12 protein-coding genes and 2 tRNA genes are annotated in these 11,693 nt (G+C 70.5%); 4 read left to right on the top strand and 10 right to left on the bottom strand.

The window, feature by feature from the left end:
- The first annotated feature begins 2 nt into the window (after positions 1-2).
- Entirely contained in the window at positions 3-902 is a 900-nt protein-coding gene (locus tag ACBY01_RS06090; protein WP_416459890.1) for a DUF4336 domain-containing protein, read from the top strand.
- The gene (locus tag ACBY01_RS06085) at positions 899-1,483 is read left to right on the top strand and encodes a sugar O-acetyltransferase (RefSeq protein ID WP_416459889.1); all 585 of its coding nucleotides are present in this window, start codon (positions 899-901) and stop codon (positions 1,481-1,483) included. The genes ACBY01_RS06090 and ACBY01_RS06085 overlap by 4 nt, the downstream gene beginning before the upstream one ends.
- A 35-nt stretch (positions 1,484-1,518) precedes the next feature.
- Here ACBY01_RS06085 and ACBY01_RS06080 read toward each other — a convergent pair whose 3' ends face one another.
- From ACBY01_RS06080 to ACBY01_RS06040, 9 genes are all read right to left on the bottom strand, one after another.
- Positions 1,519-3,579, bottom strand: coding sequence for a hypothetical protein (locus tag ACBY01_RS06080; RefSeq protein ID WP_416459888.1), 2,061 nt, complete (start codon positions 3,577-3,579; stop codon positions 1,519-1,521).
- A 2-nt stretch (positions 3,580-3,581) separates the two neighbouring features.
- On the bottom strand, positions 3,582-4,118 hold the full coding sequence (locus ACBY01_RS06075; protein ID WP_416459887.1) for a hypothetical protein: 537 nt from the start codon (positions 4,116-4,118) through the stop codon (positions 3,582-3,584).
- Positions 4,046-4,750 (bottom strand): haloacid dehalogenase-like hydrolase, encoded by a 705-nt coding sequence (locus ACBY01_RS06070; RefSeq protein ID WP_416459886.1) that lies wholly within the window; start codon positions 4,748-4,750, stop codon positions 4,046-4,048. Before ACBY01_RS06070 ends, ACBY01_RS06075 begins: the two co-directional genes overlap by 73 nt.
- A 333-nt stretch (positions 4,751-5,083) precedes the next feature.
- Positions 5,084-5,989, bottom strand: coding sequence for a DMT family transporter (locus ACBY01_RS06065; protein WP_416459885.1), 906 nt, complete (start codon positions 5,987-5,989; stop codon positions 5,084-5,086).
- A gap of 69 nt (positions 5,990-6,058) precedes the next feature.
- A complete protein-coding gene (locus tag ACBY01_RS06060; RefSeq protein ID WP_416459884.1) occupies positions 6,059-6,223 on the bottom strand; it encodes a hypothetical protein in 165 nt (54 codons plus the stop codon).
- Between the two features lie 406 nt (positions 6,224-6,629).
- Positions 6,630-6,703 (bottom strand) — tRNA-Gly (locus tag ACBY01_RS06055).
- Positions 6,704-6,961: 258 nt separating this feature from the next.
- Positions 6,962-7,037, bottom strand: a tRNA-Thr gene (locus tag ACBY01_RS06050).
- A 16-nt stretch (positions 7,038-7,053) separates the two neighbouring features.
- Positions 7,054-7,911, bottom strand: coding sequence for a hypothetical protein (locus tag ACBY01_RS06045; RefSeq protein WP_416459937.1), 858 nt, complete (start codon positions 7,909-7,911; stop codon positions 7,054-7,056).
- Positions 7,908-9,239, bottom strand: a complete 1,332-nt coding sequence (locus ACBY01_RS06040) for a replication-associated recombination protein A (protein ID WP_416459883.1) — start codon at positions 9,237-9,239, stop codon at positions 7,908-7,910. Before ACBY01_RS06040 ends, ACBY01_RS06045 begins: the two co-directional genes overlap by 4 nt.
- 111 nt (positions 9,240-9,350) lie before the next feature.
- On the opposite strand from ACBY01_RS06040, the gene ACBY01_RS06035 reads away from it, so the two are divergent.
- Together ACBY01_RS06035 and ACBY01_RS06030 are read left to right on the top strand one after the other, a co-directional pair.
- Positions 9,351-10,001 (top strand): PadR family transcriptional regulator, encoded by a 651-nt coding sequence (locus ACBY01_RS06035; RefSeq protein ID WP_416459882.1) that lies wholly within the window; start codon positions 9,351-9,353, stop codon positions 9,999-10,001.
- Positions 9,998-10,327 (top strand): DUF2218 domain-containing protein, encoded by a 330-nt coding sequence (locus ACBY01_RS06030; protein WP_416459881.1) that lies wholly within the window; start codon positions 9,998-10,000, stop codon positions 10,325-10,327. The genes ACBY01_RS06035 and ACBY01_RS06030 overlap by 4 nt, the downstream gene beginning before the upstream one ends.
- Before the next feature lie 156 nt (positions 10,328-10,483).
- Here the strand turns inward: ACBY01_RS06030 and ACBY01_RS06025 are convergent, their stop codons facing one another.
- Positions 10,484-11,635 carry a glycosyltransferase family 4 protein gene (locus ACBY01_RS06025; RefSeq protein WP_416459880.1) on the bottom strand — a complete coding sequence of 384 codons (1,152 nt, stop codon included), beginning with the start codon at positions 11,633-11,635 and terminating at the stop codon, positions 10,484-10,486.
- Positions 11,636-11,693: the final 58 nt, after the last annotated feature.

Raw genomic sequence — 11,693 nt, 5'->3', positions numbered from 1 at the left:
ACATGGACGAGCCGCGACGCCAGGAAGAGGCGGAGCGACCGCGCAGAACCGGGCAGGGGGTGGCGATCGGCGCCGGCCTGGCGCTCGGGATCGGGAGTCTCGCGCTCGCCTACCGCCGCAGCCGGCGCTCGGGCCACGCGCACGACGCGCAGGACGTCACCTATCCGCCGTTGGATACGCCCAAGCCGCTGGCCGAGGATCTGTGGATCGTCGACAGCGGGCCGATCGTCGCGGCGGGGCTCGCGCTGCCGGTGCGAATGACGGTGGTGCGGCTGTCCGGCGGCAACCTGCTGCTCCATTCGCCGACGCGCTACACGCCGGCGCTCGCCGAGGCGCTCGCGGGCTTCGGCCGCATCCGGCACCTCGTCGCGCCGAGCATCGCGCACTGGACCTTCCTCCAGGCGTGGCAGCAGGCTTTTCCCGACGCGGCCAGCTGGGGCGTGCCGGGACTGCGCGATCGCGCGCAGGTGCGCCGCGCCGGCGTCCGCATCGATCGGGACCTGGGCGAGATGGCACCCGACGCGTGGGCGGCCGACCTGGCACAGGGCATCGTTCCCGGCGGGCTAGGGTTCCGCGAAGCCTATTTTTTCCACAAGCCGTCGCGCACGCTGCTGCTGGTCGACCTGATCGAGAACCTCCAGTCCGACAAGCAACCGCCGCTCGTCCGCTGGGTGCTGGGCGCGGCGCGCGCGACCAGCGGCACCACCGCGCTGTATCTCCGCGCGGCCCTGTGGCTGGGCGGCGCGGCGATGGTCGCCAAGGTCCGCGAGCTGGTCGCGCTCGAGCCCGACCGGGTGATCGTCGCCCACGGCGGCCTCTTCACCGAACAGGCGCCGCGCCGGCTCCGCGAGGCGTTCGCGTGGGTGCTCGCCGGCACGAGAGCGTCCGAGACGGTGCGATGACCAGCCAACGCGAGAAGATGCTGGCCGGCGAACTATACGACGCGCTCGATCCCGATCTGGTCGCCGCGCGCACACGGGTCCGCGAGCTGTGCCGCCAGCTCAATGCGTCGGCGGAGGCGGAGGCGGTGCTGCGCCGCGACCTGTGTCGACAGATCTTTGCGACGGGCGGCGACAGCGTGTGGATGCAGCCGCCGTTCCACTGCGACTACGGGACGAACATCGAGCTCGGCGAGCGCGTGTTCTTCAATTTCAACTGCATCGTGCTCGACGTGTGCCGGGTGCGGATCGGCGACTTCACGCTCTTCGGGCCGGGCGTGCAGATCCTCACCCCCATGCACCCGCTCGATGCCGCGCTGCGTCGTCGGGAGGAATATGGCAGGCCGGTCGAGATCGGCTCCGACGTGTGGGTCGGGGCGGGCGCGCTGATCCTGCCCGGCGTCACGATCGGCGCGAACACGGTGATCGGCGCGGGCAGCGTCGTTACGCGCGCCATTCCCGCCGGCGTCTTCGCAGCGGGCAACCCGAGCCGCGTGATCCGCGAGATCGCGCCCGACGAACGCGAGGCGCTCGTCGGCGGGTGAGGGTGCGGGATTCAACCGTTCAGCTGGTCCGTTTGCTACGGCCGGGCAAGCGGTTCGATAGGGCGCACATGCAGGATCGCGTAGTGCGCATTGGTATACACCGGTACCGCGCCCCCGAACTTCGGCGCGTGGGCTGCCTTGACGACAAGGTAGGCGACGCCCTCTCGGCGCGTGAGTGCGACGATGGCGTGCGGGGGCGTCGCCGCGGCGAGCGCCGCACGGCGCTCGGACCAGAGCGGGAGGAAGTCGGGCTGCCACAGCACCGCTGCTCCCTGGGACTGCTCCCACCAGACCGGGCGGCGCGAGAAGAGGGTGAAGCCGTCCGGCACGCTCACGGCGAGGAACGGCGCGTCGCGAGGGGTGTGGAGCCGCGCCCAGCGCTGTGCCGCGGTGAAGTTGCGCTGCTCGGCGGAGGGAGAGGGGGCGAAGCCGTCGCGCGCACCCTTGGCGAAGCCGGCGGCCATCAGCAGCGGCACCAGCGCAATCAGCCCAGCCCGGGCGAGCGGCCGCAGCATCTCGGCAGGCAGTAGCATCGGTGCGATCGCCAGCAGCAGCACGCCGGCCGCCAATGTCGCAAGGGCGACGAGATCGTTGCGCACCGTGGAGAGCGAGAGCAGGATCGACACGCCGGCAAGGGCCGAAGCGAGCGTCCGTCGTCGCGGCAGCGCGGCGCAGCCGATCGCCGCCGCCGCTGCGAGGAGGATCGCCGCGCCGCTTGCCGGCAACAGTGGTACCGTGGCGACCGATCCGAGCGCGCCGGCACTCAGCCGCAGCGGCAAGGGCGCATTTTCGGGCCGCAGCGCTGCCACCGCCGTCAGCGTGGCGCACAGCATCAGCAGCGCGAGCGCGGCCTTGCCCGACATCGCCTCGGTCGGAGACGGCAGGAACAGCGCCAGCGTGCAGGCAGCGGAGAGCAGCAGCGCGGCGGCCCGCACCCGTCGACGCCCGGCGGGAACGGCAAGCGCGAAGCCGAAGCAACTGACCACCGGCAGCTTGAGGGCGAACCCCGCCAGCGCCAGCGCGGCCGCGAAGCGCATCGGCGACGGCGGCGCGTCCGGTCGCTCGCCGAACGCCTGGACGAACAGCGCGCCTGCACAGGCGGCGGCGAGCACCACCGGGATGCTGGTGAAGCGCAGCGGATGGAGCAGCAGCAGCAGCGCGGCATCGGTCAGATAGGGGAGCGCGGCGGCGACCGCGAGCACCGCGATGCTGGCCATCAGCAGGAGCGCAAATCGCTGCCCGGCCGCGCCGGGAAGTGCTACATGCGCCGCGAGTGCCGCGCACAGCAGCAGCGCGAAGCTCTGCGCCAGCGCGCGGGGATAGTCGAAGCCGTACACGTGGCCGGCGATGAAGTCGTGGAAGAAGCTCGTCGGGATGTTGCCGCCGGCGTTCGCCGACAGCCCCCAGAGCGTCACCGGCGCGGCGATCGCGAGGAATAGCAGCGACAGGCCGATCTGCTCGCGCGTGACGATCCGCCGCTGGAGCGCGACCAGGGCGATCCCGGCGGTGAGAGCGCCCCACACCGCCAAAAACAGGTTTATGTTGGCGGCGACCCCCAGCAGCGCGCCGGCAAGCAGCGGCCGTCTGGCCGCGATCAGCGCGAGCGCGAACAGGCACAGCGTGATCGCGATCTGGCTGTGCGTCGCATAACCGACGAACAACTCGGAGTAGCCGAGCGGTGTCGCGCCCCACAGGCCGTAGCAGAAGCAGAGGAAGCCGGTGACGAACGCGCTCGGCCACAGCCTGCCGCCGGCCTGACGGATGAGCGCGAAGATCGCGGCTGCCAGCAGCGCATTGCCGGCTAGCTGGATCGCGACGAAGACGGCCTGGATGTTGGCTTCGTCGGTGACGCTGCGGACAGCGATCCAGAATGGGCTGATGAAGCTGGCGAAGCTGCGCGCATAGGCATCGTGCGGCCCCTCCGCGGAGCCCGCGAAGTCGAGCACCACCGGGATCTGCCAGCGGTTGTTCTGCTCGGGAAAGTTGATTCCCGAAAGCCAGGTCGAGCACAGCGCGGCGAAGAGGCAGAACAGCAGCGCCGCGATGCGGTTGTGGCGGCGCCCGGCGGCGGGGGAGGCGATGGTCTCGTGCTCCACTTTCAGCCCGCCGTCAGCCGTACCGCCGCCCCGCCATAAAGCGCCGCGAGGAAGATCGCCGCCATCGCCGCGCCGACCGCGATGCTCCGCCGGTCGGTGAGGGCGAAGGCGACCGGATCGCCGTCCACTTCCCCGCGCCGCGCCATCATCCACAGTCGGTTGATCCAGTACAGCAGCGGCAGGCAGAGCAGCCAAAGCAGTTCGGGCGCGTCGTAGCTGCGGATGGTGTCGGGATCGTGCGCGAACAGCGCGAGCACCAGGATCGCAACCATCCCCGAGGCCAGTCCGGACATCATCACCACGTCGAGGTCGCCGCCGACATATCCGCGCCCGCTCAGCAGCCGGTCGGGCGCGATCGCGTCGCGCATCTCGACATAACGTTTGAGGTAGCTGAGGCTGAGGAACAGGAAGACCGAGAACAGCAGCAGCCAGAAGCTCAGCGGTACGCCGATCGCGATCCCGCCGATCAGGATGCGGCGGGCTCGACGAAGCGGCCGGAGGTGAAGGCGGGCACCAGCACCAGCGTATTCTTCGCCCATTGGTGCGGACGCATCGCCTTGATCGCGGCGCGTCCGAGGCTGGGAGGCGGGGCACCCAGACGCTGGACCGCCGATCGCCGCGGCACATGGCGGACCGACCAGCCCCGCCGCGCGGCCCGCCACAGGCACGCGTCCGCGCGATGGTCGCCGACATAGTCGAACGCGCCCTGCGTCCCGACATGGCGAAGGATCGCGGCGAGCTTGGCCGGTCCTTTCAGGTTGGCTCGGCCGCGCGTCGCCATCACCGGATCGCCGAGGCCGAGATGCCGCGCGATCCGTTGAACGTTGCGCCGGTGGCTGGCGCTGGCGAGGACGACGGGCCGACCGGCGGCGCGCGCTTCGCCGATCAGGGCGAGCACCTCCTCGCGATAGGGGAGCTTCGCCGGAGTCACCGGGCGGCGCCGCGCCGCCATCGTCTTCGCCACCGCGCGGCCGCGGATCAGCCAGATGAGCAGCCACAGGCACGAAACCAGTCCGGATCGCGCGATCCCGACGAAGCTCTCCAGCGACAGGTCGGCGCGGATGAGCGTGCCGTCGACGTCGACGAACAGAGGGGTGGCGTCAGCCGGTGCCCTCGACATGGAGGAAGCAGGTGGCGCAACGATGCGCGTGGTGCCGAGGGAAGCAGGCATCGCTCGAGTTCCTCAGCCCGCCCAGGCTATCGACAGCGCCGAGACGTGCTTGGCCGAAGCTGCCTTGCCCGGTGGTCGAGTTCGCGAAACGGGCGCCGGCCGCGTACGCCAGACGGGCGCAAGAGCGTAGCTGCTCGCAAACAGGAACGGAGGCCGGCGGATACTCATGGGAAGGTGCAGCGCCACATCAGCGGAATAGAGGGCCGCACCGTTCCATCTCTCGATAGGTGACGCAACGACTAAGCACTGGCCCCGGGTGTCGCGTAATCCCGATACGGTGCAACGGCGCTGGTCGTCCGATGCTCTGCGATCGAACGCCGCCGAACGGGTATGTCAGCCCTCGATCGCGCCGGCCGCCTCCACCTTCTGCCGCTGCAGCCGGTGCTCGCGCCAGACGATGAACAGTCCGCTGGCGATGATGATCGGCGCGCCCGCCCAGGTCATCGCGCTCGGCAGCGCGCCGAACAGCGTCCAGCCGTAGAGCGTCGCCCACACCAGCCCCGAATAATCCATCGGCACCACCACCGCGACCGGCGCATGGCGCAGCGCCGCGGTGAGCGCGATCTGCCCCATGCCGCCGACCAGCCCGATCCCGACCAGGACCGCCCAAGTCGCCGGATCGTGCGGCCGCAGGTCGAAGCCATAGAGCAGCGCGAGCGGCGGCACCGACAGCAGCGAGAACCAGAAGACGGTGGTGCCGCTGTTCTCGGTGCGGCCGAGCTGGCGCAGCAGGATGGCGACGATCGCGACGAACAGCGCCGCGAGCAGCCCCACCGTCGCCCCGAAGGCGGAGACATGCTCGCCGCCGCCCGGCTGGGCGACCACCAGCACGCCCACGAAGCCGACCAGCACCGCGCTCCACCGCTGCCAGCCGGTCGGCTCGCGCAGCACCAGCGCACCCAGCAGCGTCGCGAAGATCGGCACGGTGAACTGGAAGGCGGTCGCCTCGGCCAGCGGCAGCAGCAGCACCGACCCGAAGGTGAACACCATCCCCATCAGCCCCACCGCCGAGCGGCCGAGGTGCGCGCGGAAGCGCGTGGTGCGCAGCGACCGCAAGCCAGGGCCCATCGCGACGAAGCCGATCACCACCGGAAGCGCGCAGAACTGGCGCCAGAACATCGTTTCGAACAGCGTCGCCCCGCGCGCCTCGGCAAGCTTCACCAGCGCCGACATGGTCGAGAGGAAGAAGATCGCGAGCAGCCGCAGGCCGACGCCCTTGAGGATGGTGTCGCCCGGCATCGCCGTGGCTCTAGGCCGCGGCGATGGGGTGTACAACCACAGCCGGGGCCGCGGCCGGCGTGGCGCCGCTCAGCTCGGAAGCTGGCGATCCTTGGTGCGGCGGGACGGCGGGCGCTTGGCACGGGGTGCGGGCAGGGTGCGCACGAGCGTCGTCCCATTGCACTCGATCAGCAGCTTGACGCTCGGGACCATCGCCAGCCGCAATTCGAACAGCGCCTTCCAAGATGAAGCCATGATCCTCCCCCTTTCGATACCTGCATGAGCGGCATTGGCCGCACGCGAGTTGAGCTCGGATGCCAGAGTTAATCCATCGGTAACGGTGCGCGGCGGCGGAGAACCTGATCCGCTTCGGATCTAAATTCGTCCCGAAGAGGTTCGGTATCTCGCGGGTCCGCAGGCAGTTGGGACGAAGGTGCGGCAGTCCTAAACCTGCGCGGCGGAGGTCGCGGAGCCTCCCACCGCGGTGAAGGTTGCGTTCGGTCGTCCCACGGTCGGTGGAGACGCGATGCGTCGGACAGGCGAGCGGATTGCCGCTTTGGAAGCTCTTCGCGCACGGGCGGCTGCGGCATAACCGCCACCGCACCGCAAGAGCGGTTCTGGGCCGGTTGTAGGCGAGGCCTCAAGTGTTTGATTTAGGAGCTGGAGCGGGTGAAGGGAATCGAACCCTCGTCGTAAGCTTGGGAAGCTTCTGCTCTACCATTGAGCTACACCCGCAGATCAACCGATTGGCGTCGATCTCGATCGCTGAGTCAACCGAACTAGCGGCTTGTCTGCGATAGACGGCCGATTGCCACGCTTCGCTCTGTCTCGTCAACGTAGATTATGCGAGGGGCGAGGAAGGAGGCGGCGCAAGGCCAGACGATACCGCTGGTAAGCGGAATGTGCCGACTTGTGTGACGCTGCGAACCGCGGCGACTTGCGCATCCGGCGCGTTCGCCGCGGATCGGACGTGTCTGAGACCCGCGGAAAAGCTGGTGCCGGTTGCAGGAATCGAACCCGCGACCTTCGGTTTACAAAACCGCTGCTCTACCAGCTGAGCTAAACCGGCACTGCGCCCCCTTGCGTCACGAAACGCCGAAGGTCCAGCCTTCGCTGCGGCGAATTGCGTCGGAAAGGCCGGCGGGGTGCCACAGTGCGGGGGTCGCGGCGACGTGGCGGAGCCAGGCGGCGGCCATGATCGCGTCGGTGGCGTGGTCGTCGTAGCGGGCGAGCGGTGCGTGGGGGCGGCTGGCGAAGGCGGCGAGCGCCGCGTCGAGCGCGGCGGCGTCGCGCAGCTTGCTCAGGCCCTTGCGTACCCCGGCGGCGCGCGCGGCGATGCTGGTGTAGATCTCGGCCACCAGCGCGCCGTGCCCAGGAACGGGATCGAACGGCCACACCGGCACCGTTGGCCCGAGATGGTGGAGCAGGCGCATGCCCGCGAAGCTCGCTTTGGCGACCTGTGCCGCGCCGATCGCATCGTAGACGGTCGAGGCCTTGCCGCCGCCGGCCGCATTGTAGCGCGCCTCGCAGCTGCGGAAGTGGAGGAACCCCGCCTTGGCGCCGTCGCGCGCGCCCAGGTAGAAATGCGTGCCGCGCCGCCGTTCGAGGAACGAGGCGGCGCCGAGGTCGGCGTCGTCGCAGTGAGCATCGACATAGGCCCAGAAAGCGCGCGCGGTGATCGGCGTCGCCTCGCCCGGCAGATAGGCGCCGCGGGCGACGAACGGCGGCGCGAAGCTGAAGTCGAAGCCGACGAGCAGCGGCGTGTCGGCCTGCGCCTGCAGCCAGCGCAGCACGTCGGTGCGCGACCAGACGCCGTTCGGCGCCGCCACCAGCTCGGGCGCGGCATCGCCCGCCTCGCATAGCGCGACGGCGATGCCCTTGTGGCGGTGTCCCTTGGCGCCCGACCAGTCGATCGCGGCAAAGCGGGTGAAATGCGGCGTCAGCGGTCTTCGTCCGGGGTGCGGCCGTGGCGGCGCGCGTCCCACCAGTTCATCCGCTCGGCGAGGCGCTTTTCGAAGCCGCGCTCGGTGGGGGTGTAGAACTGCTGCGGCGGCAGCTCCGCGGGCCAGTAGTTCGCGCCCGAGAAGCCGCCGGCGCTGTCGTGGTCATAGGCATAGCCCTCGCCGTAGCCGATCTCCTTCATCAGCTTGGTGGGGGCGTTGAGGATGTTCTGCGGCGGCATCAGCGATCCGGTCTCCTTCGCCGACCGCCACGCCGCCTTCTGCGCCTTGTAGGCGGCGTTCGATTTGGGCGCGGTCGCGCAATAGAGGCATGCCTGGACGATCGCGAGCTCCCCCTCCGGCGAGCCGAGGAAGTCGTAGGCGTCCTTGGCGGCGAGGCACTGGACCAGCGCCTGCGGATCGGCGAGGCCGATGTCCTCGCTGGCGAAGCGGGTGATCCGGCGCAGCACGTAGAGCGGCTCCTCGCCCGCGGTCAGCATCCGCGCGAGATAGTAGAGGGCGGCCTGCGGGTCCGATCCGCGCAGCGATTTGTGAAGCGCGGAGATGAGGTTGTAATGCCCCTCGCGATCCTTGTCGTAGACCGCGACGCGGCGCTGGAGCAGCGCCGACAGCCCGGCGGGGTCAAGCGGGGCGTCGAGCCGGATCGAGAATAGCGTTTCCGCCTGGTTGAGCAGGAAGCGGCCGTCGCCGTCGGCGCTGGCGATCAGCGCCGCGCGCGCGTCGTCGTCGAGCGGCAGCGGGCGTTCCTCGATCTCCTCGCCGCGGGCGAGCAGCGTGTCCAGCGCCTCGGCATCGAGCCGGTGGAGGATCAGCACCTGCGCACGCGACAGCAACGCGGCGTTGAGCTCGAACGAGGGGTTCTCGGTGGTGGCGCCGACCAGCGTCACCGTGCCGTCCTCCACGTACGGCAGGAAGCCGTCCTGCTGCGCGCGGTTGAAGCGGTGGATCTCGTCCACGAACAGCAATGTGCGGCGGCCGAGCCGGCCGTGCTCGCGCGCCTCGGCGAACACCTTCTTCAGGTCGGCGACCCCGGAAAATACCGCCGAGATCGACGCGAAGCGCAGGCCGACCGCATCGGCGAGCAGCCGCGCGATCGTCGTCTTGCCGGTGCCGGGCGGCCCCCACAGGATCATCGACGACAGCTTGCCCGCCGCGACCATGCGGCCGATCGCGCCGTCGGGGCCGGTGAGGTGCGCCTGTCCGACCACCTCGTCGAGGCGGGCGGGGCGCAGCCGGTCGGCGAGCGGGCCGCCGGCGGGCACGGTGTCGACCGGGGCGGGAGGATCGAAGGCTGCGAAGAGGTCGGCCATGCCATCGATATAGGCGGTGCGACGAAAATGCGCAGCACCTGTGCAGAGGCCTCTTGCACGATGCGATCTTAGATATATCTTTTGCGCTATCGAACGACTCAAGGAGGTTCCATGTTCGGCATGCATCATCATTCCCACCGCCACGGGCGGGGACACGGCTGCGGACCACGCGGCGGATTCGGGCGCGGCCCGGAACACGGGGGGCGGGACTTCGCCGGCCCGTGGGGCGGCGGCCCGTTCGGCGGGGGACGCTTCGGCGGCGGCTGGGGCGGCGACGCGGAAGGCCATCGCGGCGGCCGGCGCCGCATCTTCGACGGCGGCGACCTGCGGCTGGTGCTGCTCGCGCTGATCGAGCAGCAGCCGCGCCACGGCTACGACCTGATCCGCGAGATCAAGGAGCGCACCGGCGGCGCCTATGCGCCGAGCCCCGGCGTCGTCTATCCGACGCTGACCCTGCTCGCCGACATGGCGCTGGTCGAGGAACAGGCCGAGGAAGGCGCGCGCAAGGCCTATGCGATCACCGCAGCGGGCACTGCGCACCTCGACGAACAGCGCGAGCTGGTCGAGGCGCTGCTCGCGCGGCTGGCGAAGGTCGGCACGATGAACGCGCGCACCAGCGGCGGGCCGGTCAAGCGCGCGCTGGGCAATCTGCGCGCGGTGCTCGGCCAGCGGCTGGGCGGCGAGGAGGTCGCGGCAGAGACGCTGCACGAGGTGGCGGCGATCCTCGACGAGGCCGCCCAGCGCATCGAGCGGCTGGCATGAGCGCCGCGTCGTTCCGCGCGGTGGCCGAGGTGCCGACCGCGAACGGCAGCCGCTATCTCCAGCAGCTGTGCAAGCACTGGAGCCACAATCTGACGGTCGACTATACGCCGGAGCGCGGCACCGTGGTGTTCCCCCGCAACGCGCGCGGTGCCGACTGGCCGGGCGACGGCTGCGCGCTGTTCGAGGCGGGGGCGGAGACGCTGACCGTGCGGATCGACGCGGCTGCGCCCGAGCAACTGGAGGCGCTCAAGGGCGTGGTGGCGAGCCACCTCGACCGCTTTGCCTTCCGCGAGGCGCCGTTGACGTTCGACTGGCAGGCGGCGTGAGGGGAGGCCGCTGAGCGGACGCGTTGTGCGTCGCGTGCTCCCGCATCCCGTTCCCCGGCGAAGGCCGGGGCCCAGTTGGGATAGCCGCTGAGGAATGCGCTCCACTTCGCAACGGCACCGCGACTGGGCCCCGGCCTGCGCCGGGGAACAGGTGCCCTAACCCCGCCGCCGAGCCAGCATCTCGCAATAGGCGTCGAGCACCGCCTGGTTGGCGGTGTCCCAGCGGTAGCGCTGCGCCTTGGCGTGGCCGGCAGCGCCCATCGCCCGGCGGAGGTCGGCGTCGTCGACGATCCGCTGGAAGGCGTCGGCATAGGCGGTGACGTCGCGCGGCGGCACCAGCACGCCGGTTGCGCCGTCGTCGATCAGGTCGACCGCGCCGGTCGCGCGTGCCGCGACCACCGGCACCCCGGCCGCCATCGCCTCGGACGTGACCTGCCCCCAGGTCTCGGTGACGCTGGGGTTGAACAGTACGTCCATCGACGCGACCGCCCGGCCCAGCGCATCGCCGCGCTGGAAGCCGGCGAACGCCGCCTCGGGCACCCGCTCGGCGAACCAGTCGCGCGCCGGGCCTTCGCCGATCACCAGCACCTTGTGGGCAACGCCGCGCGCGCGCAGCGCCCGCACCACCTCGGCAAAGATGTCGAGGCCCTTTTCCAGCACGAGCCGGCCTAGGAAGCCGATCGCCACCTCATCGTCGGCGATGCCAAGCGAGCGGCGCCAGTCGAGGCTGCGCGCCTGCGGACGAAAGCGGTCGTGATCGACGCCGCGGCCCCACAGGCCGATCGGCGTGGTGACGCCCCAGCCTTCGATCAGATGCCGGATCGACGGCGTCGGCACCATCACCTGATCGGTGCGGTTGTAGAAGCGGCGCGACAACGTCGTGAAGATCGGCTCCAGGAACCCCATCCCGTAATAGCTGGCGTACGTCTCAAACCGAGTGTGGAGCGAGGCGAGGCAGGCGACGTCGTGCCGCCGCGCCCAGCTCACCGCGCGGTGGCCGAGCACGTCGGGGGCGGAAACGTGGACGACATTGGGGCGGAACTCGGCCAGGTCGCGGCGGATCGCCGCCGGCAGCCCCAGCGCCAGCCGATATTCGCCGCGCCCGCCCGGAAGCCCCACCGACGGCACGCTGACCAGTTCGCCGGTCGGCTCGAACGCCGCCGTCGCCGTGGTGGGCGAATAGACGCGCAATGTCACGCCGTGCGCCAGCAGGTGGCCGGCAAGAAGGTTCAACGCGTGATTCGCACCGTCGCGTACGTAATTGTAGTTGCCGCTGAACATGGCCACGCGGAGGTCGGACGCCTGCATGGAGGCGGCCCATAGCCGCGCTTCCGGGTCGGCGCCACCGGAACGATTCGCCGATCCC

This window comes from Sphingomonas mangrovi (assembly GCF_047975845.1).
GTDB lineage: Bacteria > Pseudomonadota > Alphaproteobacteria > Sphingomonadales > Sphingomonadaceae > Sphingomonas.
Note: the sequence above shows the minus strand (reverse complement) of the source record. Positions and strands in the feature narration are given on the sequence as shown.